Source organism: Enterovibrio paralichthyis, from assembly GCF_019209835.1.
GTDB lineage: Bacteria > Pseudomonadota > Gammaproteobacteria > Enterobacterales > Vibrionaceae > Enterovibrio > Enterovibrio paralichthyis.
On the sequence record NZ_JAHUTS010000023.1, the window covers coordinates 1 to 21,762 of the forward strand.

A 21,762-nucleotide genomic window follows, 5' to 3' on the forward strand; every position below is an offset into this window, starting at 1 on the left:
TCGCGAGGGTAAGGGCTGTGGTCAATTGCAAAATAAAAGGCTCTAAGTATGGGGACTTAGAGCCTTTATAAGCCATCTGTTGGATCGTTCAACCGATCATTTATCTCTTAACTGATCGGCATTAGGCATTAGCCAGCTTTTGTGGGGTTCAGCGCTTAACAGAATTAAACGTTAAAGCGGAAGTGGATTACGTCGCCATCTTTAACGATGTACTCTTTACCTTCCAAACGCCATTTACCCGCTACTTTCGCGCCTGCTTCACCGTTGTTTTCGATGAAATCGTCAAAACCGATGATTTCTGCACGGATAAAGCCTTTTTCGAAGTCAGTGTGGATCTTACCTGCAGCTTGTGGCGCAGTGGCACCTACAGGGATAGTCCATGCGCGAACTTCTTTCACACCCGCGGTGAAGTAAGTTTGCAGAGTCAGCAGATCGTAACCTGCGCGGATTACGCGGTTCAGACCAGGCTCTTCCAGACCCATCTCTTCCAGGAATACCGCTGCTTCATCAGCGTCCAGCTCAGACAGCTCGCCTTCGATTTCCGCACAAACGGCAACTACGGTTGCGCCTTCTGCTTCTGCGATTTCACGAACGATGTCCAGGTATGGGTTGTTTTCGAAGCCGTCATCGTTCACGTTAGCGATGTACATGGTTGGCTTCATGGTCAGGAAGTTCAGGTAATCAACCGCTGCTTTTTCTTCTTTGGTCAGTTCAACAGAACGCAGCATTTTGCCTTCTTCCAAAACTGGCAGCAGTTTTTCCAGAACCGCGATTTCGAATTTCGCATCACGGTCACCGCCTTTGGCTTTCTTTGCCTGACGCTGGATTGCGCGCTCACAGGCTTCCAAGTCGGACAGAGCAAGCTCGGTGTTGATAACATCAATATCGTCTGCAGGGCTTACTTTGCCCGCAACGTGGATGATGTTGTCGTTTTCGAAACAACGTACAACGTGACCAATTGCGTCAGTTTCACGGATGTTAGCCAGGAACTTGTTGCCCAGACCTTCGCCTTTAGATGCACCGGCAACCAGACCCGCGATGTCTACGAATTCCATGGTAGTAGGCAGGATACGTTGCGGGTTTACGATCTTCGCCAGCGCGTCCAGACGCAGATCGGGTACTGGTACCACACCTGTGTTTGGCTCGATAGTACAGAACGGGAAGTTTGCCGCTTCAATACCGGCTTTGGTCAGAGCGTTGAACAGAGTTGATTTGCCCACGTTTGGCAGACCAACGATACCGCATTTAAAACCCATGAGATGGTAACCTTTCGTTGTATAAGCAGTGAAAGCAGAACAAGACGAGTCTTATTGTGCCTTAAATGTATGCAGGCGATTTTGCGCCTTGGCCAGATCGTCTTTCAGCAAAATGTCGATGCAGCGAACGGCTTCGTCAACGGCTTGCTCAATCTGGCTCTGTTCGGCAGCAGGGGCTTTGGTCAGCACGAATCCTGCTACTTTGTCTTTGTGACCCGGGTGTCCGATCCCGATACGCAGACGGTAAAATTCTTTGTTGTTGCCCATTTTACTGATGATGTCGCGAAGGCCATTGTGACCGCCATGCCCACCACCTTTTTTGAATTTGGCAACACCCGGTGGCAAGTCCAGCTCATCGTGGGCGACCATGATTTCTTCCGGTTTGATCTGGAAGAATTTGGCCAGCGCGGCAACAGACTTACCTGACAGGTTCATAAAGGTGGTTGGCACCAGAAGGCGCAGCTCTTCACCACCCACATTGATTCTGGCAGTTAGACCGAAGTATTTTTTATCTTCTTTCAGCGACACGTTGTGGATACGTGCCAGCTCTTCTACTACCCAGGCGCCCGCATTGTGACGCGTTTTTGCATATTCCGGCCCTGGATTTGCCAGACCCACTAAAAGACGAATTTGATCGCTCACGGTGAGATTCTCATTGTTCTGTGTAAACAGTGTTACGCACAGTGGCGGAACCACCCCATGCCAAAAGCGGCTTATCCTACCATTATCTGTGCAAAACAAAAACGCCCCGCAATAAGCGAGGCGTTTTCCTGCAAAGAAGGTCGATTAAGAATCGAACATTGCAGAGATAGATTCTTCGTTGCTGATGCGACGGATAGCTTCAGCCAGCATGCCTGACAGTGTCAGCTGAGAGACTTTACCGGTCGCTTGCATTTCTGCGCTCAGTGGGATTGAGTCAGTGACGATCACTTCGTCAATCACAGAATCTTTGATGTTCTGAGGTGCGTTGCCTGAGAATACCGCGTGGGTTGCGTATGCGAATACACGCTTAGCGCCACGGTTTTTCAGTGCTTCTGCTGCTTTACACAGTGTGCCACCGGTGTCGATCATGTCATCAACGATGATGCAGTCACGGCCTTCAACATCACCGATCAGGTGCATAACCTGAGAAACGTTCGCACGTGGGCGGCGTTTGTCGATGATTGCGATGTCTGTGTCGTCCAGCAGTTTTGCAGTTGCACGGGCACGTACAACACCACCGATGTCTGGAGAAACCACAACTGGATCTTCCAGGTTTTTCGCCAGCATGTCTTCCAGAAGAACAGGGGTACCGAAGATGTTGTCCACTGGCACATCGAAGAAGCCCTGAATTTGCTCTGCGTGCAGGTCAACAGTCAGAACGCGGTCAACACCCACGTTTGACAGGAAGTCTGCGATAACTTTCGCAGTGATTGGCACACGCGCTGAACGCACACGGCGGTCTTGGCGGGCGTAACCGAAGTAAGGAATAACTGCAGTGATTCGGCCAGCAGATGCACGACGAAGTGCGTCGATCATCACAACCAATTCCATCAAGTTGTCGTTGGTTGGCGCACAGGTCGACTGGATAACGAATACGTCGCTACCCCGTACGTTTTCATTGATTTGTACACACACTTCACCGTCAGAAAAACGGCTAACGGTAGCGTCACCTAGTGACATATATAGGCGATTCGCGATGCGTTGGGCGAGTACAGGCGTTGCATTACCAGCAAACAGCTTCATATCAGGCACGGTGGAAAACCTCGGGGTTGTATCCATTGAGTGTTGTCTGTCTCATCAGTCTTGCGCATTCAGCGTGGTTAAAAGCGGTGAAGTGTTCACACCACGCGCAACAAAACCAGTAAGCCAGTCGGGCAATTTGTTAAAAGTGGAACGTGCATCTTGTTCATTTTCGAATTCAGCGAAAACGCAGGCACCTGTTCCGGTCAATCTTGACGGCGCGTATTCTAGCAGCCACGAAATAGCCTTATCAACCTCTGGGAACAACTCTCTGACTATCTTTTCGCAATCGTTTTCGTATTTTGATGCCAATAGCGCATTTAGTGTGCGCTTGGGTGTATCGCGAGTCAGATGAGGGTGACCAAAAATCTTGGCGGTGGCGATGCTAACGTCCGGTTTTGCAACTAAATACCATTTTTCTTCAGCGTCCGCCGGTTGAAGCTGTTCTCCAACGCCTTCGGCAAACGCCGTTGTACCGCGGACAAACACAGGCACATCCGCGCCCAGTGCCAGTCCCATGTCGGCCATCTCATCGACAGAAAGGCCGGTTTGCCAAAGGTGGTTCAATGCAACCAGCGTGGTGGCTGCGTTAGATGAACCACCACCCAGACCACCGCCCATTGGCAGCACCTTTTCAACATGAATATGCGCGCCTTTCTCGCAACCGGTCTTAGCTATGATGGCCATTGCAGCGCGGAAAATCAGGTTGTCTTCGACGGCGACGCCTTCAATTTCCGGTGACAGGGTGATAACACCGCTGTCATTGGGGGTGATGGAGAGTGTGTCGCCATAATCCAGAAACTGGAAAAGGGTTTGCAGATCGTGATAGCCGTTGTCACGGCGGCCAGTGATGTAAAGGAAAAGGTTGAGTTTGGCTGGAGCCGGCCAAACTGAAGTGTTTTGCATCATTGCGGATAAACCCATTCAGAGATGACCAGATTCACTTTTTGCTGGTCCTGATTCATTTTAATTTTGGCCGGAAGCAGGCTGTTGGTGTCTGCATCGTAGGCGCTGTATTCAAGCTGCCAACCGGGCTGGTTGGTTTCGGGATCGTTTTCACTGAGGTAGGCCAAACGGTTGTCAGCACCCAAGGTATATTGGTTATTCTCAGCAGGCAGGCCTTTAACCCATTGCATCATCTCATCCACTGGCAGGGCAATGCCGGTCAGTTTGTGTAACAGGCTGGCGGCATCGCGTCCCACATAGCGGTTGCCGTCGCCATCAACCAGCACTGCCATTTGGGGTGTCGCATCAAGCTTGAACAGGGTAGTCCCGAGGAAATTGGTCAGGCGAAGAGAGAGGGCGTCGCCGTTTTGCTCCCAGATAAAATTGGCGGACACCCGCTGCTCTGGGCTGATTAAGGCCACTTTGCCTTTGGCAGTGAAATCGGTAATGGCAGCGAGTGCAGCCTGATGTGCTTCCCACTCGGTTTGTGGTACCGGTGGAGGTGTCGCACAGCCGGAGAGAATGAAGACTAGTAGAAAGAGGACGTTGTAACGTCGAAACATGGGCAAACTCCGTTTTTCATTCAACCCGGGTGAAGAATGGGGTCTAGTATATCCTCGACCCTGGGATAAATCTTGTTGCATGCGTGTCACGCTAACTTTCCACACTGCATGCTTTGAAAAAACGCATTGTTGAGCTGTTGAAAAATTGGACGAAAATGGTGTGATGAGGGTGAAATAATCACACTTCTGCTTGTTAGCAGTATAGGGAGACTAATGTTATCTTTTATTCGACGGGCCCATAAAGTAAAATCCTCGGCTCGGATTTCACCTGGTGCTGTCGGTAACCCTGCTTAATGAGCTTGTTAGTTCTCGGAATTAATCATAAGACCGCTACGGTCGACCTGCGTGAAAAAGTCGCTTTTTCACCAGAACAACTTCGCGATGCATTGCACCAGCTTAAAGAAAAGCAGGTAGTGCAGAGTGGAGTGATCGTGTCTACCTGTAACCGCACAGAAATCTATTGTGAAATCGACCAGCCAAGCCCGGGTGTGGTGGTGGACTGGTTACGCGAATTCCATAACCTTGACAGCGACGCATTAGTCCCTTGCCTTTATACCCACCATGATCAGGCAGCTGCCCAGCATTTGATGCGCGTAGCTTGTGGTCTGGATTCCCTGGTGTTGGGCGAGCCGCAAATATTGGGACAGGTCAAACAGGCCTATGCAGATTCTGTCGAGCAGGACGTGATCAGCGGTGCGCTGGAGCGCCTGTTCCACAAAACCTTTACCGTTGCCAAGCGCGTCCGTACAGAAACCGATATCGGTGGCAACGCGGTGTCGGTGGCTTTTGCTGCCTGTTCACTCGCGCGCCAGATCTTTGAATCACTGGAAGACTCGACGGCGTTGCTGGTCGGTGCCGGTGAAACTATCGAATTGGTGGCTAAACACCTTTACGAGCACAAATGTAAAAACATCATCGTTGCCAACCGTACCCGTGAGCGTGCCAAGCCGTTTGCCGATGCCTTTGGTGCTGAGATCATTTCGCTGGAAGAAATTCCGGAACACATGCACAAAGCCGACATTGTGATCAGTTCGACGGCTGCACCATTGCCGATCATCGGTAAAGGCATGGTGGAAAAAGCGATTAAAGTACGTCGCCATCAGCCAATGCTGCTGATCGACATTGCTGTTCCGCGTGACATTGAAGAAGAAGTCGGTGAGCTGAATGATGCTTACCTGTATACGGTGGACGATTTGCAGTCTATCGTAGAGCGTAACCGTGAGCAGCGTAAAGCGGCAGCGGTGCAGGCAGAAGCCATCATCGACGAAGAAAGCGACAGCTTTATGATTTGGATGCGTTCACGCAGTGCCGTGGACAGCATCAAGCAATACCGTGCTCAGTCAGAAGCACTGAAAGATGAATTACTCAGCAAGAGCTTACAAGCCCTCGCCAGTGGCGCCGATCCACAAAAAGTGGTCGCCGAGCTGAGCAATCGACTAACCAACAAATTGATCCATGCGCCAACTCAGGCCATGCAGGAAGCTGCCAGAAATGGCGACGCACGTACACTGGAAACGTTGCGTCAGAGCTTAGGTCTGGATCCCCTGAAATAGTTTTTAAGACTCATTATGAAACCATCAATCATCGCCAAACTGGAAGCGCTCAGCGAGCGCTACGAAGAAGTGCAGCACCTGTTGGGCGACCCAGGCGTTATTTCTAACCAAGACCGTTTCCGCTCGCTGTCGAAAGAGTACAGCCAATTGGAAGAAGTGACCCAGTGTTTTTCGTCCTACCAGCAGGCTGTGGACGATCTGGAAGCTGCGCAGGAAATGGCGAACGAAGACGATCCTGAAATGCGCGAAATGGCGCAGGAAGAAGTGAAAGCTGCGAAAGCAGAGATCGAGCGTCTGAGCGAAGAGCTTCAGGTTCTGTTGCTGCCAAAAGACCCAAACGACGAGCGTAACTGCTTCCTGGAAATCCGTGCCGGTGCGGGTGGTGATGAAGCTGCGATTTTCGCCGGCGACCTGTTCCGTATGTACAGCCGCTTTGCCGAATCAAAAGGCTGGCGCGTGGAAGTGATCAACGCTAACCACGGTGAGCACGGTGGCTACAAAGAGATGATCGCCCGTGTTAGCGGAGAAGGCGCTTACGGTGTGCTCAAGTTTGAATCAGGCGGTCACCGCGTCCAGCGTGTTCCGGCAACGGAATCCCAGGGCCGCGTCCACACCTCGGCGTGTACCGTTGCGATCCTGCCTGAGATCCCAGAAGCCGAAATCCCGGAAATTAATCCGGCAGATCTGAAAATTGACACCTTCCGCTCATCGGGCGCAGGTGGTCAGCACGTTAACACCACCGACTCTGCAATCCGTATTACCCACTTGCCAACCGGCACCGTGGTGGAATGTCAGGACGAGCGTTCACAGCACAAGAACAAAGCCAAAGCGATGGCCGTTCTGGCGGCGCGTCTTATCAAGGTTGAAGAAGAAAAGCGTGCGGCAGAGCAGGCAAGTACCCGCCGTAACCTGCTGGGTTCCGGTGACCGTTCAGACCGCATCCGTACTTACAACTACCCACAAGGGCGCGTGTCTGATCACCGTATCACCCTGACGGTTTACCGCCTAGATGAAGTGATGGAAGGCGATTTGGACTGTCTGATCCAGCCTATCATTCAGGAATTCCAGGCAGACCAACTGGCGGCGCTGGCTGAGCAACACTAATGCCAATCAGCATTGAACATGCGCTGCGTGATGCAGCGCTTTTGTTAGCCCAGCACCAAAGTCCTTCACCGAAGATTGATGCTTCGGTGTTGCTTTGTCATGTGCTCGACAAGCCAAGCAGCTATCTCTATACATGGTCGGATAAACTACTGACTGACGAGGAAGAGGCAGCGTTTAATGCCTTACTGGCGCGTCGCAAACTCGGTGAGCCTGTGGCTTACATCATCGGGTACCGTGACTTCTGGTCGCTGCGGCTGAACGTCGAACCGAGCACCCTGATCCCACGCCCGGATACAGAAAGGCTGGTTGAACTGGCGCTGGAGCGTTTGCCGCAAGGCGAAGGTACAGTGCTGGATCTTGGTACCGGTACCGGCGCGATTGCACTGGCGATAGCCAGCGAGCGCAAGGATATCGGCGTCACTGGCGTTGATCTTCGTGACGAGGCAGTAGCCTTGGCTAAACGTAACCAGCTTGCAAACGGCATCAGCAACGCTGCATTTTTGCAAAGTAGCTGGTTCGACAATGTGCCGGCGCAGCGTTTCACCATGATTGTGAGTAACCCGCCGTATATTGACCCTGAAGACCCTCACCTTTCACAAGGTGATGTGCGTTTTGAACCAAAATCGGCACTGATTGCAGACGATCAGGGTTTGGCAGATATTCGCCATATCTGTCAGCACAGTCCTGAATATTTGGCAGACGGCGGCTGGCTGCTTATTGAACATGGTTACGATCAGGGTGAAAAGGCGAGAGCCATTTTTGCCGACGCCGGTTTTTCTGACGTTGAAACCGTGCAGGATTACGCTGGGCAAGACCGCGTTACCCTGGGCGTTTTGCGCTAACCGATATCCATCTAAACAAAGAGAGACCCACGGAATTATGTACGTTGCATTGAAGCATACTCACCTCCTTTTTATCGCATTGAGTGTCAGCCTGTTTATTATCCGCTTCGTATGGAGCATGATGGGTAGCAAGATGATGGAGAAAAAGTGGGTGAAGGTTGTCCCTCACATTATCGACACTGTCTTGCTGACGTCTGGTGTGGCACTGGTGTTTATTACGGGCTTTATCCCGTTCACACCAGCGGCACTCTGGATGACAGAAAAACTCACTTGTGTGCTGGCTTACATCGCCCTTGGCTATGTGGCACTGCATTACAGCCGTGGCATGGCATTCAGACTCTTCGCATTCTTTGGTGCGCTGGGCTGGGTGTACGCTGCCGCAGATCTGGCTATCACTAAAACACCACAGCTGTTGGGGTAACAATGATCGCGTTTACAGACCAGGAATTAGATGAGCTGACATTGATAGAAGGTGCGTTGGCACTTAACGCTGCTATCGATCCGGCAACATCCCTGCATTGGGTTCGGGCGCAGCTCGAATTGCTGGCCAAGGATGCTGAAAATTTGCTGGCAGGAGAAGCCAATGACGAGTTGCGTCTCGAAGGGTTGATCCGTCTGTTCTACAAAGAGTGGGGCTTCAAAGGCGACTTTGAGCAGTACTTTTCGTCGGACAATGCGTTTATTGAAAAAGTGCTCAAACGCAAAAAAGGGATCCCGGTGAGCCTGGGCGCTATCTTTCTGTTTTTGGCTGAAAGACTGGATTTGCCTCTCGAGCCCGTAGGCTTTCCTACCCAGCTTATCTTGCGCGTGGACTGGTTCCACCGTGAGCCGCAATACATCAACCCGTTTGACGGCGAGTTCCTGTCAGACCGTATGCTGCGTGGCTGGCTGATTGGTAAAGATGGCCCAACGGCCTCCCTGCAATCTGAGCACCTTGAAGCGTCGGACAACCCAACGCTGATTGGCCGTTGGCTGGCGGTCATCAAAAGTGCGCTGCTTCGTGAAGAAAACTACGCCATGGCGCTGCGCTGCAGTGAACTGGCGCTCACCTTCAGCCCGGATGATCCTTACGAAATCCGTGACCGTGGCTATATATTCCAGCAACTGAAATGTGACTGGGTAGCGGCGGAAGACTACGAATACTTTATTGCTCAGTGCCCGAACGATCCGGCGGCTGAGCTGTTGAAACTGCAGGTCAAAGTGTTGACCGCAGAAGCTCCTATTTTCCATTAATCAGGAAGTCACCATGACAACACAAAAAACGGTTCAGATTGGCGATATTCAAGTTGCTAACGACAAGCCATTTGTTCTTTTTGCCGGGATGAATGTGTTGGAGTCTCGCGATCTGGCGATGCAGATCTGTGAGCACTACGTGGAAGTTACCCAGAAGCTGGGCATTCCTTACGTGTTCAAGGCGTCTTTTGACAAAGCAAACCGCTCATCTGTGCACTCTTACCGTGGCCCGGGCCTGGAAGAAGGCATGAAGATTTTCCAGGAGCTGAAAGACACTTTCGGCGTGAAAATCATCACCGACGTACACACAGAAGCGCAGGCGCAGCCTGTTTCTGAGGTGGTCGACGTGATCCAGCTGCCAGCATTCCTTGCCCGCCAGACCGATTTGGTTGAAGCGATGGCGAAAACTGGTGCGGTGATCAACGTGAAGAAACCGCAGTTTATGAGTCCGGGTCAGGTTGGTAACATCGTTGATAAGTTTGCTGAGTGTGGCAACGAAAACGTGATCCTGTGTGAGCGTGGTTCATGCATGGGTTATGACAACCTGGTGGTAGACATGCTGGGTTTCGACGTGATGAAGAAGGCGAGCAATGGCAGCCCAATCATCTTTGACGTGACCCACTCACTGCAATGCCGCGACCCATTCGGCGCAGCGTCCGGTGGCCGCCGCTCTCAAACTGTTGATCTGGCACGTGCCGGTCTGGGTACCAAGATTGCGGGTCTGTTCATTGAAGCGCACCCGGATCCGGACAACGCGCGTTGTGATGGTCCTTCAGCGCTGCCACTGGCAAAACTGGAGCCATTCCTGAAGCAGATGAAAGCACTGGACGATCTGGTTAAAAGCTTCGAAGAGCTGGATATTCAATAAGGATTGATTCAGTGAAAAGTAAGCCGGCGCATATGCCGGCTTTTTTGTGCCTGTTACAACCAGCAACCGTGAATTTCGGTATTCAGCTGGCGGCGCACTGTCAACACGGTGTCCATATGGATTAAGGTGGCTGCCATATTGATATTTTTATCGATTAAATAAGATTTATTGATTACGGCCGTTTAGACGTCTATTTGTTGACGTGTCGGAGGTTTGCCTTTAACCTGCGTTCACATCACAAAAAATATGCAACACAACATGACACAGAAGCAAACTAAAATACATCCTTCAGCCATTGCGCTGCTGCCCTTTGGGCTTTTCCTGTGCCTGTTTATCGGCACCGGTATTTACTTTTCCACCCAGAATGTCGAGTTCGCGTTTTACCAGCTGCCGGCGCCTATCGCGGTTCTGCCTGCGATTGTGCTTGCAGTATTGATGAGCAAAGACAAGCTGAATGATGCCATCGGCCAGTTTATCGAGGGTGTTTCCCACCGCGATATCACGGCAATGTGCATGATCTATCTGCTGGCGGGTGCATTTTCCGCGGTTGCGAAAGCAACTGGTGGGGTTGATGCTACCGTAAACCTTGGTCTGGCCGTTCTCCCTTCCAGTTTCATTTTGCCTGGCCTGTTTTTGATTTCTGCCTTCATTGCAACCTCCATGGGTACCTCCATGGGTACCATCGCTGCAGTCGCCCCTGTGGCACTGGGCATTGCAGACACCACGGGTATTGATGCAGCGCTGATGGCCGGTGTGGTACTGAGTGGTGCCATGTTCGGCGACAATCTTTCAATTATCTCGGATACCACGATTGCGGCGACCCGATCCCAAGGCTGTCACATGAAAGACAAATTCCGCGAGAACGTGAAAATTGCGGTTCCTGCAGCCGTTGTGGCACTGGTTATCTTCTTCATCTCAAACGAAGTCACTGTAGCGCCGGTTGCGGGCGATGTTGACTGGCTGGCAGTGTTGCCATACCTGACCATTCTGGTGCTGGCAGTGTCTGGCATGAACGTATTTGTGGTACTGGCTATCGGTATCCTGTTTGCGGGCATAGTTGGCATGGTGCAAACCCCGGACTACAGCCTGATGACCTTTGGGCAGGACGTTTATAAAGGTTTTGGCAGCATGCAGGAAATCTTCCTGTTGTCACTCCTGATTGGTGGTCTGGCCGAGCTGATGCGCCAACAAGGCGGACTGGCTTTTGTCACAGACAAACTCAGCACTCTGATCATGTCCCGTGCAGACAAAGATGCAGAAAAAGGTTCTCCCCGTGCAAGTGAAGCGGGTATCGCAGCGCTGGTGAGTATGACTAACCTGTGTACTGCGAATAACACGGTTGCCATTATTGTGGCTGGTGGCGTCGCGAAAGAGCTGTCTGTGCAGCACGATGTCGCACCAAAGCGCAGCGCAAGCCTGCTGGATATCTTCTCCTGCGTTATTCAGGGCGTGTTGCCATACGGTGCTCAGGCACTGCTTCTGGGCTCCATTTTCGAGCTATCACCACTGAGTGTGGTCAGCCAGTCCTACTACTGTTTCCTGCTGGCAATTGCAGCCGCATTTGCCATTGCGCGAACAAAGGGTCAACACCCGGCCTGATGTGAGCCTAACACCTCAATTGCCGACGACATGTCGGCAGTTGAGGTGTTTTTCAGTGATCTACACGGCACTTTCTTGAAAGTCCCCTGTGCGAGCCAGAGTAACTATTTAGACTACTTCGTGAAAATGAAAAAGCAGTCTGGGTTAAACTCCGGCGGCGTGCGGACAAGGTTGTGCGCCGTCGAAAATCACAATAGGTATCACCATGAAGGAACGCCTCTCTTTGAAAGCAGCCATCAGCGCTGCATTGCTTGCCACACTGGCAGGTTGCTCAACCACTAACGAAACAACGGAATACGTTCCGGGCTGGCAACCGGATACCACGTATAAAGTGACAATCCTGCACACCAATGACCACCATGGCCGTTTCTGGCACAACAAGTATGGCGAATACGGCATGGCGGCACGCAAAACCCTGATTGATAACCTGCGTGAGCAAGCAGAAGCGGATGGCGCATCTGTACTGCTGCTTTCTGGCGGTGACATCAACACCGGCGTGCCAGAGTCTGACCTGCAAGACGCTGAGCCAGATTTCAAAGGCATGACCATGATTGGTTACGATGCCATGGCGCTGGGTAATCATGAATTCGATAACCCGCTGGATGTTCTCGACCTTCAAATGCAGTGGGCGGATTTCCCAATGCTGTCTGCCAACATTTACGACAAAGCCACCGGCGAGCGTAAATATCAGGCGTATGAAATTTTTGAGCGTAACGGCCTGAAGATTGCTGTTATCGGTTTGACTACCGAAGACACGGCCAAGATTGGTAACCCGGAATTTATCGGTGAGCTGGAATTCCGTGACCCGAAAGAAGAAGCGAAGCTAGTGATAGCGGAGCTGGAGCAAACCGAAAAGCCAGACATCATCATCGCGGCGACCCACATGGGTCACTACGAAGATGGCAAACGCGGCATCAACGCGCCGGGTGATGTGGCACTGGCCCGTTATCTGGACGAAGGCTCATTAGACATGATTGTGGGTGGTCACTCACAAGAGCCGGTTTGTATGGAAGGCCCCAATATGTACAACACATCGTTCAAGCCGGGCGATGAGTGTAAACCTGACAACCAGAATGGTACCTGGATTGTACAGGCGCATGAGTGGGGCAAATACGTCGGCAAGGCAGATTTTGAGTTCCGTAACGGTGAGCTGAACTTGGTGTCCTATGATCTCATTCCGGTTAACCTGAAGAAGAAAGTGGAAGTCAATGGCGAGAAGAAACGTGTCTTTATCGAGGAAGAAATTCCAAAAGACAAAGCTATCTATGATTTCCTGAAACCGTATCAGGAGAAAGGGCAGGGTCAGCTGGGCGTGAAAATCGCTGAAACCAATGGCAAGCTGGAAGGTGACCGCAATGTGGTACGCTTCCAACAAACCAATCTGGGCCGTCTGATCGCAGCAGCACATAAAGATCGCGCCAAAGCCGATTTCGCCATCATGAATTCCGGCGGTGTGCGTGACTCTATCGAAGAAGGCGACGTGACCTACAAGCAGGTACTGACAGTTCAGCCATTTGCCAACATGGTAACGTATACCGATATGACTGGCGCAGAAGTGCTGGATTACCTGAATGTTGTAGCAACTAAACCGGTAGATTCCGGTGCTTACGCGCAGTTTTACGGTATTTCCATGACGGTTTCACCGGATGGTGTCAGCGATGTTGTGATTGGGGGAGAGCCGCTTGATCCGAACAAAACCTACCGCTTCACTGTGCCAAGCTACAATGCGGCGGGTGGTGATGGATATCCGAAGATTTCTGATCACCCAGGCAACGTCAACACCGGTTTCGTAGATGCTGAGGTATTGAAAGATTACCTTGAGAAGCATTCGCCTATCGATGTGAACGAATATCAGCCAAACGGCGAAATTACTTACCAGTGATGGTGCTGGTGTTACGCTGAGAAAACTAAGATTGAAACGCGAAAAGGCACTGGAGACAGTGCCTTTTTTTGTGTCATTATCAGAATCCTATAGAGAGACACTGTGTATGCAGTTTGTCGCGTAAGGATTCAGAGAGACGTTTATGACACCGGCAATTATCCTGGCGGAAAAAGCAGGCATTACTTTTCATGTGCACAGCTACGACCATGACCCTAAAAACACCAACTTTGGGCTGGAAGCTGCAAGCGTGCTCGGGCAACAACCGGCGCGTGTATTCAAAACGCTCCTTTTTTCGATGAATGGTGACCCGAAACAACTGGCCGTTGCGGTTGTACCGGTATCCGGCCTGCTGGATTTAAAAGCGGCGGCAAAAGCGGCAGGCGCTAAAAAAGCAGAAATGGCCAACCCGGACATTGCTGAAAAAACGACAGGCTACGTGGTAGGTGGAATTAGCCCACTGGGCCAGAAAAAACGTCTGCCGACATTTTTAGATAACAGTGCGCAAGCCTTTGATACGATTTACGTCAGTGCGGGAAAACGTGGCCTTGAAATTGAACTTTCACCGGCGGATTTACTCTCACTGACACAAGGAAAATTTGCCGCTGTCGGCAAGGAGGGCTAGTCGATGCAAAAGCGTTGGTGGGTATTCATGTTGTTAGGTTTACCGCTGACTGCCAGTGCAGGTGATAAAGAACATTCTGCGCTGATGCAATGTTACAAGGCACACGAGACACATGTTGAAGTGACGGCGTGCCTTGATAATCACTGGCAGATCATAAAAGGCGAGCTTGGAAAGACGGAATCCGCATTAAAAGTGCATTTTATCGAGCTGGATTCTATTTCGTCCGCATCTGATGCTGCGCCATTGACTGACAAAGCTTACGCGACATTTCGTGACTGGCGCGAAGCTCAATGCAAAATGGTAGAAGCGAGTTACGCCTCCGGCTCAGGAAGTGGGCAGGGATACCTTAATTGCATGATTGAAATGACAAAAGAGCAAATCAGCCGCCTGAACAGCCTGATGGGCGTGAAAGGGGGGGGAAAGTGACCCTTACCGTTTGGTTTAGTCTGGCGTTGGTGTGTGCGTTGGGGGCGATGTCACCGGGGCCAAGCCTGGTTGTGATGGTGCGCCACAGTCTTGCTGGCGGCAGGTTGCATGGCATTGTCGCAGCATGGGCACATGCATTGGGCGTTGGGCTTTATGCTGTGCTTACCTTGCTGGGGTTGGCCGTGATCTTGAAAGAGTCTCCCACTGTTTTCAGCTTCATTACCTATGCCGGTGCCGCCTATTTGGCGTGGTTGGGGGTGAAATCGCTGCGTGCCAAAGGAGGCGTGGCAGCCAAACTGGAAAAAGGGGAAAAAACAACACTGCTGGAAGCGGCGCGCGATGGTGCGATGATTTCCGTGTTGAACCCGAAACTGGCACTGTTTTTCCTCGCCCTTTTCAGCCAGTTTGTTGCCATTGGCACTGACACCTTCAGCCGCAGCGTTATCGTTATCACCCCGTTTATTATCGACGGTTTGTGGTACACGCTGGTGGCTTTGGTCCTTTCATCCAACCGGATGCTGGAAAAGCTAAAGCAAAAAGCAGTCTTGATTGACCGTTTATCGGGGATCGTATTGATTGGTCTTGCCGCGCGGGTCATTGTGACTTTGTAGAGAGCAGCTCGAAAAAGATAAAAACAGGAGCCGAGGGCTCCTGTTTTGGTTTGGCACTATGCCCGGCGGTGAAGATGCCGCTCGCGGGTTTCCTGTTTTTTTTCCTGACTCTTTTTGATCATCACATACAAAGCGCCAGTACCGCCTTGATGGCGCTGGGCGGAATGAAAACATTGTACGTCGCTGATCTGCTCAAGCCATTGGCAAACGAAGCTTTTCATCTGCGCAGGTGGATTCGAGCGCTCACCTTTGCCATGCACAATAATCACGGAGCGGATATCCATGCGCTGGCATTGCTTCAGGAATCGCAGGATTTCGTCTCTGGCATCTTTCAGGCTGTATTTGTGCAAATCAAGTCGGGCGTGAATGTCATATTTACCCAGCCTGAGTTTGCGGAAAACGCCGTCCTGAACGCCCGGGCGTTTGAACGCCACGATATCATCGGGCTTCAGCATTCTGGCATATTCAAGGGAAAGGTATGCGGGATCACCCTCAGACAGCGATTGTGCGGCCAGCTGTCGCGCCAATTGGGCATCGGTCGGTTGGTGGTTAGTGTTAACTTTCTCCACCGTGTCGTGTTTGATGGGGGCAACATCCGCCATCATTTCCCGAAATAAATCGAACTCGTTGTTACCGTTCATGGTCTTTACGGGTTATTGAAGCATCGCCACAGTATAGCGACAAACCAAATCAAGGTCATCGTATGATGTTGCTGATGCTGTAGACGAGAAGAGGAAAGTAAAAAGGATTATTGGTAGCGACTGCTCGCGCTTAGCCGGAAAGAAAAAAAAAGCCAGGGTGCGATATCGACCCTGGCGTAAGCAACCAAGTCAAAAACTGGTTTAAGGGAACTGTTACGCTTGGGGCGCTTTCATTGCCTGATAGACAAAAAATCCACCCATGGCACAGATCATGAGTAATGCACCAAAAATGACGATCATGGAAGAAAGGCCAATTGCGTTGCCGAACAGTAGGTTTAACCAAAACTCCATCATTGTGCTCCTTGTATCTGTGAACGTTGCGCTAAGGTTGCCAATACGTGAAGGGTTGCGTGATGATCTGGATCAAGTGAATGGGGTGTTAGTGGCACGTAACAATTCAAGTGTGTGAGAGCGCGCAAAATATACGCCACTGGTGATCCTTTGACCGAACGGTTCGTATCACGCAAAAATCGCAATAAAACACTTGAGTCTTATGCTCGGATGAGTATTATTAGCCACCTCTGAGGCGCACAGCGAATCAGGCAACAGTCGGTGAATGGCGCGGTTTAGTAACGCATCACGGCTTTTGGGAATAGCGGAGCAGAGGGTGACCCTCTGATAGCGAAACCCAAAAAAAGAAATACATGCTCGGTGAATAGCGCAGTTTGGTAGCGCATCTGGTTTGGGACCAGAGGGTCGGGGGTTCGAATCCCTCTTCACCGACCACTTATTCAGGTATACAGCCGCCTCTGTTATCAGAAAGTGTTGTACAGTCGGTGAATAGCGCAGTTTGGTAGCGCATCTGGTTTGGGACCAGAGGGTCGGGGGTTCGAATCCCTCTTCACCGACCACTTATTCAGGTATACAGCCGCCTCTGTCATCAGAAAGTGTTGTGCAATCGGTGAATAGCGCAGTTTGGTAGCGCATCTGGTTTGGGACCAGAGGGTCGGGGGTTCGAATCCCTCTTCACCGACCACCATTTGAAGCCTCGCAGCAATGCGAGGCTTCTTTCGTTATGGTGATTGGAAAGGCGTAGTTTGGTGGCGCATCCCATCTTTTAGAGAATCGCGGATCGGAAGTTTGGGTGCAGGTGGTCGGGCGCCAAACTCTGCAGGCTTTACATCTTCTTCCGGGGAATTTGCGCATCCCTTCTAAGCAGAATGAGGTAGAATGGCCGCAACATTCACATCCCGCAGTAAGGAAGAGGTATGAGAAAGTCGTTCATCCTGTGGTTTATTTTGCTGTTTTTCGTTTCGATGATCGTCACCAAAGTAGTGATCAGCGGCTAAACCTACCCGGTTTATGGCAGTGCCGGGAGTGTGCAGGTCGACCTTTTGCCCTGTGTTAAAGGCTTAACGTCAAACCCGGCATTGCGTAGCAATGGCACCAACCCCTGTTTTCCATAAAGGTGCAGCGCACCGACCACCATCACGTAGTTTTCCTCAGTAAATCTCGATTTATCACCCATCGCTTTGAGCCAGTTGTGGTTGCGCTCCGCAATCAGCTTGTGTTCGAAGTCACTGGCAGTGCCCATATCATCGACAATCGTGGTCAGCTTTTCTTCGTCACCAGCCAGCCATGAATCAATCAGGCAGGGCATGAAATCTTTTGAAAGCTCCCAGTATTTGAGGGTGTCAGTCAACAATTCCAGGCCATCATTTTCTGCCTTGGCCAAGAGGTCAATCTGCTGCTGCACAGTTTCAAGTGCGATAACCGGCTTATTCTTAGCGGTGGTTTGCGAGAGAAAATAGAGGTCAACGCCCAGCAGCTGGTTTAAACCCATTGAGTTGACCTGCTGCATCTGCAAGGCTATGGCGACTTGCCAGGGAGGTAGGTTTAACAAGTTTTCAGCCGGTAGTCCTGCATCGGCAGCAACATTGGCGAGTACCTGCTTTTGCGAAGCATTAAGATGGGTGCGGGTTGGTTTGCTTTTTGGAAAGCGGACGTTGGTATCGTTAATGATATCGGCTTCAACAATCAGGGCGTCGGCATTATTGAACCGTGTAACGATGATCTCTGGCAGCGGGTAGAAATCTGGTCTGCCAGCATGGACTGACCCCATGATGGTGAAAGTGACACCCTCTTTTGAAGCCTGCCACACCTGTGGTGTCGAAAAAGAAAATGAAGAGAAAAAGAGCGTGAAAATCAGGGTGATAAAGCGTGTCATGAAGCCTCCATACTTGTGCAGTAACAGTATGGAGGCTGAGCGCATGATTGTCAGTCTTAGTTGTGCTTGTTAAACACCATGGTCATGCCATTTTTGGAGAAGCCAATCACTTCATACGGGTCTTTTTGATCGCCATATTCCATACCTGGTGAGCCAACAGGCATACCCGGTACCGCCAAACCTGCCAGTTTAGGTTTCTTCTCCAGGAAAGCTTTGACATCGCTCGCTGGAATGTGGCCTTCAAACAGGTATCCATCTATAACAGTGGTGTGGCACGAGGCGAGCTGAGGTTTAATGCCCAGTTTCATTTTAATGGGGTTCATGTTGACGTGGTCTTCAACTGCCATTTCAAAGCCATTGTCTTCCATATGCTTTACCCACTCTTTACAGCAACCGCAATACGGCGACTTGTAAGTAATGCCAGCAGATGCAAATACGCTCGTAGAAAGCAGGGCAAATGAAAGCGCCGCTAATTTAGGAAGTTTTTTCATAGCTTCTCCTCAGTGTTTTTTTATCTTGTTGCAGCAGTGGGGAACATGACTCGCCCCATCCCGCAAGTTGTTATCTTTGAAGTGATAGAGATGACGCTTTGCCCGTTGCCAAAAAGTACGGCTGAGCGTAACCCTCGCATCCTCTATCACCCGTGTTAAATCAACCAATCTGACATCGTAAACCAGCGATACGCATTTGCCGTCTGTCCTGACGCTCTGTACGCCCGCATTTTGCAGCGCCTGTACCTGCCCAGAGGTGAGGGGCGCTGCAAGTTTTAGATGCCGTTGAATGGTATAAGCCTTTTCCATTTCAGACTGTTATTTTTTCTTTGCCAGCCAAAACCACCAGACAATGGCGGCAATCAAGGCAACGCCGAGAATATTAACCAACATGTTTGTCTCCTTTTTGGGGTTTGAACCAGCGCAGACGGTTTGCATTACTGACCACTGTGATGGAAGAAAGTGCCATTGCCGCACCTGCGACCACTGGGCTTAACAACGCGCCGGTCAATGGGAACAAAATACCTGCCGCAATAGGGATACCCAGCGAGTTGTAGATAAACGCGCCAAACAGGTTCTCTTTCATGTTACGGAGTGTGGCCTTGGATAGGGTCAGTCCGTCAGTTGCAGCATCAATGGAGTGGCGCATCAGGGTCATCTGTGCGCTCTCAATGGCCACGTCACTGCCGCTGCCAATCGCGATCCCCACTTCTGCTTTCGCCAGTGCAGGGGCATCGTTAATACCGTCACCAATCATCGCGACCTTGCGGCCTTCTGATTGCAGTCGGGTAATGACGTCTGCTTTGCCGTCTGGCAATACGCCTGCCACCACTTCATCAATCCCGGCCAGTTTTGCAATCGCGTTAGCAGTGTCAGGGTGATCGCCTGTCAGCATCACAACGCGGTAGCCCAGAGATTTCAGCCTCGCCACTGCACTCGCAGAATCTGCACGCAGTGGGTCGCTAATGCCAATCAGACCCAGCAGGGTTTCACGTTTAGCCAGATACACAGCGGTTTCACCGCGGCTCGCCAGCACTTTGGCGGCATCGTTCCCTTCGCCAAGTGCTATGCCGTTGTCTTCCATCAGACGGGCATTACCCAGCAGGTATGTTTCGCCATCGATAACCGCTTTCAGGCCTTTTCCGGGAATACCTTCAAACTGGCTGATGGTTGAAAGCGCAAGGGATTTAGCTTTTGCCGCTTCCAGTACCGCTTTCGCCAGCGGGTGTTCAGAACCTTGCTCCAGGCTGGCAGCCAGTTGTATCAAGGTATTTTCAGCCTGGGAAATACCCACGACAGATGTCACCTGTGGCTTGCCTTCAGTCAGTGTGCCGGTTTTATCCAACACGACGGTGTCGACATTCGCAGCATGTTGCAGCGCTTCAGCGTCTTTGATCAACACGCCCAGCTCAGCTGCTCGACCAACCCCGGTGGTTACAGACATTGGGGTCGCCAGGCCCAGAGCACAAGGGCAGGCAATAATAAGCACAGTTGTTGCTGTGACCAACATAAAACTGAGTTTTGGATCCGGACCAAAGTTGTACCAGACCAGCGCAGTCAGGATCGAAATGATCATGACAGTCGGAACAAAGATCGAAGAAATGGTGTCCGCCATACGGGCCAGTGCCGGTTTACTGGTTTGTGCCTGTCGCACCAGGTGAATGATGCGCGACAGCATGGTATCACTGCCAATGCCGGTCGCTTTAAACAGCAGGCTACCATTCTGGTTTACCGTACCTGCATGAAGCGCATCTCCCAGGTTCTTATGCACGGCCAGCGGTTCACCGGTCAGCATAGACTCGTCCACATAGCTTTCACCGTCTTCAACCACACCATCAACCGGGATTTTTGAACCGGGTTTAACGCGCAGCATCATGCCAGCTTTTACCTCTGCCAGCGGTACCTCACGTTCCTGGCCGTTTTCCACAATCAGTGCTGTAGGCGGTTGCAGGTCAAGCAGGCGATCCAGCGCTTTTGACGTGGAAGCGCGCGCTTTCGCTTCAATGGCGTGGCCAAGGGTAACCAGACCCAGAATCATCGCTGTCGCTTCAAAGTAAACGTGGCGAGCCTGTTCAGGAAATACATGGGGTGCAACGACAACAGCCGCAGAGTAAAGCCACGCAGCACCTGTACCCAGTGCGACCAGGGTATCCATGGTCGCACGGTGGTGTTTGAATGCTTTAAATGCATTCACATAAAAGTGTTTACCGGCTGTGAAAAGCAGCGCCAATGTGGCCAGTGCGACAATCCCCCAACCGATTTGGCTGGTGGTGCTTTGCACTGACATGGTGCCACCTAGCAACCCCCACAGCATCAATGGTGCGCCCAGACCCAGCGACAACCAGGTGTTGCGTTTGTGTTCTGCCAGTTGTGAAGCATGCAAGTCGGCCTGACGCTGGCGCCGGGTTTCTTCGTTTTCACTCAGCTCAGCGCCATAGCCGGCGTTGGATACCGCAGTAATCAGGCTTTGGGTGTCTGCGCTGCCGGTGACCATAGCCGTACGTTCAGCCAGATTGACACTTACCCCATCAACGCCTGGGACACTTTTCAGTGCACCTTCGACAGACAACACGCAGCTGGCGCAGGTCATGCCGGTCAGGATCAATTGCTGGGCGTTGTCAGCGTTTATGACAGCGTCAGGTGTTGATTCAGTCGGTGGCTCTTGCACCGTATCAATAGCCTCTTGTGCCGTATCAACAGCCAGCGGTGCTAGTGCTTCAGTCTCAGTTTTAGTTTCGGTAGCCGCTTTATCAGGAACCTGATAACCGGTTTGCTCAACAATAGTGACAAGATCTTCACGTGAAAGTGAGGAGGTGACACGGGCACTGTTCTTTTCTACATCGGCATAATAGACGCCTGGTGCGGCTTCAAACGCAGCTTTCAGTTTGGCAACGCAGCGCCCACAACTTAATCCCGCCAGCGGCAGTGCAATGGTGTCAGCCACTGTATAACCCAGACCTTCAACCGCTGAAATCACATCAGCCAGCGGCGCGTCGGCATTGATGGTGAGCGAGGTGGTATCTGCCTTCGCCAAGGTTACGCCGTCAAGCGGTTCTACTGCGGCCACTACTTTTCTGGCGCAGTTCATGCAATTCAGTCCGCTCAAAGGGAGCGTGATAGTTGTCTCCGTGCTTTGCGGCGGAGTTCGGAGTTCGATGTCAGCCATAGCGTTACCTA

Annotated in this window: 21 protein-coding genes and 3 tRNA genes; 14 read left to right on the forward strand and 10 right to left on the reverse strand. The window is 51.4% G+C overall.

The window, feature by feature from the left end:
- Positions 1-164 precede the first annotated feature (164 nt).
- The 5 genes from ychF to lolB all read right to left on the reverse strand — a co-directional run bounded on the left by ychF (position 165) and on the right by lolB (position 4,486).
- Positions 165-1,256 (reverse strand): redox-regulated ATPase YchF, encoded by a 1,092-nt coding sequence (gene ychF, locus KU854_RS19660; RefSeq protein ID WP_218360048.1) that lies wholly within the window; start codon positions 1,254-1,256, stop codon positions 165-167.
- A gap of 51 nt (positions 1,257-1,307) precedes the next feature.
- Positions 1,308-1,898 (reverse strand): aminoacyl-tRNA hydrolase, encoded by a 591-nt coding sequence (pth, locus tag KU854_RS19665; RefSeq protein ID WP_054778562.1) that lies wholly within the window; start codon positions 1,896-1,898, stop codon positions 1,308-1,310.
- Between the two features lie 144 nt (positions 1,899-2,042).
- Positions 2,043-2,990: a ribose-phosphate pyrophosphokinase gene (locus KU854_RS19670; protein WP_218360049.1), complete on the reverse strand. Its 948-nt coding sequence runs from the start codon at positions 2,988-2,990 to the stop codon at positions 2,043-2,045.
- Between the two features lie 45 nt (positions 2,991-3,035).
- On the reverse strand, positions 3,036-3,887 hold the full coding sequence (gene ispE / locus KU854_RS19675) for a 4-(cytidine 5'-diphospho)-2-C-methyl-D-erythritol kinase (protein ID WP_418885868.1): 852 nt from the start codon (positions 3,885-3,887) through the stop codon (positions 3,036-3,038).
- Positions 3,884-4,486, reverse strand: coding sequence for a lipoprotein insertase outer membrane protein LolB (gene lolB / locus KU854_RS19680; protein ID WP_218360051.1), 603 nt, complete (start codon positions 4,484-4,486; stop codon positions 3,884-3,886). Before lolB ends, ispE begins: the two co-directional genes overlap by 4 nt.
- A gap of 293 nt (positions 4,487-4,779) precedes the next feature.
- On the opposite strand from lolB, the gene hemA reads away from it, so the two are divergent.
- The 11 genes from hemA (at position 4,780) to KU854_RS19735 (ending at position 15,226) form a co-directional block, all read left to right on the forward strand.
- Positions 4,780-6,039 (forward strand): glutamyl-tRNA reductase, encoded by a 1,260-nt coding sequence (gene hemA, locus KU854_RS19685; RefSeq protein WP_218360052.1) that lies wholly within the window; start codon positions 4,780-4,782, stop codon positions 6,037-6,039.
- 15 nt (positions 6,040-6,054) lie between these two features.
- A complete protein-coding gene (gene prfA, locus KU854_RS19690) occupies positions 6,055-7,143 on the forward strand; it encodes a peptide chain release factor 1 (RefSeq protein WP_218360053.1) in 1,089 nt (362 codons plus the stop codon).
- Positions 7,143-7,985, forward strand: coding sequence for a peptide chain release factor N(5)-glutamine methyltransferase (gene prmC, locus KU854_RS19695; RefSeq protein WP_218360054.1), 843 nt, complete (start codon positions 7,143-7,145; stop codon positions 7,983-7,985). The genes prfA and prmC overlap by 1 nt, the downstream gene beginning before the upstream one ends.
- A 37-nt stretch (positions 7,986-8,022) precedes the next feature.
- Complete coding sequence (locus KU854_RS19700; protein ID WP_218360055.1) at positions 8,023-8,406, forward strand: SirB2 family protein; 384 nt, start codon at positions 8,023-8,025, stop codon at positions 8,404-8,406.
- A gap of 2 nt (positions 8,407-8,408) precedes the next feature.
- Complete coding sequence (locus tag KU854_RS19705; RefSeq protein WP_054778469.1) at positions 8,409-9,218, forward strand: SirB1 family protein; 810 nt, start codon at positions 8,409-8,411, stop codon at positions 9,216-9,218.
- A 13-nt stretch (positions 9,219-9,231) separates the two neighbouring features.
- Positions 9,232-10,086: a 3-deoxy-8-phosphooctulonate synthase gene (kdsA, locus tag KU854_RS19710; RefSeq protein WP_218360056.1), complete on the forward strand. Its 855-nt coding sequence runs from the start codon at positions 9,232-9,234 to the stop codon at positions 10,084-10,086.
- A gap of 258 nt (positions 10,087-10,344) precedes the next feature.
- A complete protein-coding gene (locus tag KU854_RS19715) occupies positions 10,345-11,685 on the forward strand; it encodes a Na+/H+ antiporter NhaC family protein (RefSeq protein WP_218360057.1) in 1,341 nt (446 codons plus the stop codon).
- A gap of 205 nt (positions 11,686-11,890) precedes the next feature.
- Positions 11,891-13,567, forward strand: coding sequence for a bifunctional UDP-sugar hydrolase/5'-nucleotidase UshA (gene ushA, locus KU854_RS19720; protein WP_218360058.1), 1,677 nt, complete (start codon positions 11,891-11,893; stop codon positions 13,565-13,567).
- Positions 13,568-13,709: 142 nt separating this feature from the next.
- Complete coding sequence (gene ybaK / locus KU854_RS19725; protein WP_218360059.1) at positions 13,710-14,189, forward strand: Cys-tRNA(Pro) deacylase; 480 nt, start codon at positions 13,710-13,712, stop codon at positions 14,187-14,189.
- A gap of 3 nt (positions 14,190-14,192) precedes the next feature.
- Positions 14,193-14,615 (forward strand): lysozyme inhibitor LprI family protein, encoded by a 423-nt coding sequence (locus KU854_RS19730; protein WP_218360060.1) that lies wholly within the window; start codon positions 14,193-14,195, stop codon positions 14,613-14,615.
- Complete coding sequence (locus KU854_RS19735) at positions 14,612-15,226, forward strand: LysE family translocator (protein WP_218360061.1); 615 nt, start codon at positions 14,612-14,614, stop codon at positions 15,224-15,226. The genes KU854_RS19730 and KU854_RS19735 overlap by 4 nt, the downstream gene beginning before the upstream one ends.
- Before the next feature lie 56 nt (positions 15,227-15,282).
- Here the strand turns inward: KU854_RS19735 and smrA are convergent, their stop codons facing one another.
- Together smrA and KU854_RS19745 are read right to left on the reverse strand one after the other, a co-directional pair.
- Positions 15,283-15,867 carry a DNA endonuclease SmrA gene (smrA, locus tag KU854_RS19740; protein WP_218360062.1) on the reverse strand — a complete coding sequence of 195 codons (585 nt, stop codon included), beginning with the start codon at positions 15,865-15,867 and terminating at the stop codon, positions 15,283-15,285.
- A gap of 213 nt (positions 15,868-16,080) precedes the next feature.
- Entirely contained in the window at positions 16,081-16,218 is a 138-nt protein-coding gene (locus KU854_RS19745; RefSeq protein ID WP_218360063.1) for a DUF3149 domain-containing protein, read from the reverse strand.
- Between the two features lie 358 nt (positions 16,219-16,576).
- On the opposite strand from KU854_RS19745, the gene KU854_RS19750 reads away from it, so the two are divergent.
- The 3 genes from KU854_RS19750 (at position 16,577) to KU854_RS19760 (ending at position 16,903) form a co-directional block, all read left to right on the forward strand.
- Positions 16,577-16,653, forward strand: a tRNA-Pro gene (locus KU854_RS19750).
- Between the two features lie 48 nt (positions 16,654-16,701).
- Positions 16,702-16,778 (forward strand) — tRNA-Pro (locus KU854_RS19755).
- Positions 16,779-16,826: 48 nt separating this feature from the next.
- Positions 16,827-16,903 (forward strand) — tRNA-Pro (locus KU854_RS19760).
- A gap of 324 nt (positions 16,904-17,227) precedes the next feature.
- On the opposite strand, the gene KU854_RS19765 is transcribed toward KU854_RS19760, so the two are convergent.
- From KU854_RS19765 to KU854_RS19775, 3 genes are all read right to left on the reverse strand, one after another.
- A complete protein-coding gene (locus KU854_RS19765; protein ID WP_218360064.1) occupies positions 17,228-18,094 on the reverse strand; it encodes a TraB/GumN family protein in 867 nt (288 codons plus the stop codon).
- A gap of 56 nt (positions 18,095-18,150) precedes the next feature.
- A complete protein-coding gene (locus KU854_RS19770; protein WP_218360065.1) occupies positions 18,151-18,585 on the reverse strand; it encodes a DUF411 domain-containing protein in 435 nt (144 codons plus the stop codon).
- A 382-nt stretch (positions 18,586-18,967) separates the two neighbouring features.
- The gene (locus KU854_RS19775) at positions 18,968-21,751 is read right to left on the reverse strand and encodes a cation transporter (protein WP_218360066.1); all 2,784 of its coding nucleotides are present in this window, start codon (positions 21,749-21,751) and stop codon (positions 18,968-18,970) included.
- Positions 21,752-21,762 lie beyond the last annotated feature (11 nt).

Bases quoted from the DNA above. Each gene is read 5' to 3' on its own strand.
- ychF (WP_218360048.1), bottom strand. From the start codon at position 1,256: ATGGGTTTTAAATGCGGTATCGTTGGTCTGCCAAACGTGGGCAAATCA.
- ispE (WP_418885868.1), bottom strand. From the start codon at position 3,887: ATGATGCAAAACACTTCAGTTTGGCCGGCTCCAGCCAAACTCAACCTT.
- lolB (WP_218360051.1), bottom strand. From the start codon at position 4,486: ATGTTTCGACGTTACAACGTCCTCTTTCTACTAGTCTTCATTCTCTCC.
- hemA (WP_218360052.1), top strand. From the start codon at position 4,780: ATGAGCTTGTTAGTTCTCGGAATTAATCATAAGACCGCTACGGTCGAC.
- prfA (WP_218360053.1), top strand. From the start codon at position 6,055: ATGAAACCATCAATCATCGCCAAACTGGAAGCGCTCAGCGAGCGCTAC.
- prmC (WP_218360054.1), top strand. From the start codon at position 7,143: ATGCCAATCAGCATTGAACATGCGCTGCGTGATGCAGCGCTTTTGTTA.
- KU854_RS19700 (WP_218360055.1), top strand. From the start codon at position 8,023: ATGTACGTTGCATTGAAGCATACTCACCTCCTTTTTATCGCATTGAGT.
- KU854_RS19705 (WP_054778469.1), top strand. From the start codon at position 8,409: ATGATCGCGTTTACAGACCAGGAATTAGATGAGCTGACATTGATAGAA.
- kdsA (WP_218360056.1), top strand. From the start codon at position 9,232: ATGACAACACAAAAAACGGTTCAGATTGGCGATATTCAAGTTGCTAAC.
- KU854_RS19715 (WP_218360057.1), top strand. From the start codon at position 10,345: ATGACACAGAAGCAAACTAAAATACATCCTTCAGCCATTGCGCTGCTG.
- ushA (WP_218360058.1), top strand. From the start codon at position 11,891: ATGAAGGAACGCCTCTCTTTGAAAGCAGCCATCAGCGCTGCATTGCTT.
- ybaK (WP_218360059.1), top strand. From the start codon at position 13,710: ATGACACCGGCAATTATCCTGGCGGAAAAAGCAGGCATTACTTTTCAT.
- KU854_RS19730 (WP_218360060.1), top strand. From the start codon at position 14,193: ATGCAAAAGCGTTGGTGGGTATTCATGTTGTTAGGTTTACCGCTGACT.
- smrA (WP_218360062.1), bottom strand. From the start codon at position 15,867: ATGAACGGTAACAACGAGTTCGATTTATTTCGGGAAATGATGGCGGAT.
- KU854_RS19745 (WP_218360063.1), bottom strand. From the start codon at position 16,218: ATGGAGTTTTGGTTAAACCTACTGTTCGGCAACGCAATTGGCCTTTCT.
- KU854_RS19765 (WP_218360064.1), bottom strand. From the start codon at position 18,094: ATGACACGCTTTATCACCCTGATTTTCACGCTCTTTTTCTCTTCATTT.
- KU854_RS19770 (WP_218360065.1), bottom strand. From the start codon at position 18,585: ATGAAAAAACTTCCTAAATTAGCGGCGCTTTCATTTGCCCTGCTTTCT.
- KU854_RS19775 (WP_218360066.1), bottom strand. From the start codon at position 21,751: ATGGCTGACATCGAACTCCGAACTCCGCCGCAAAGCACGGAGACAACT.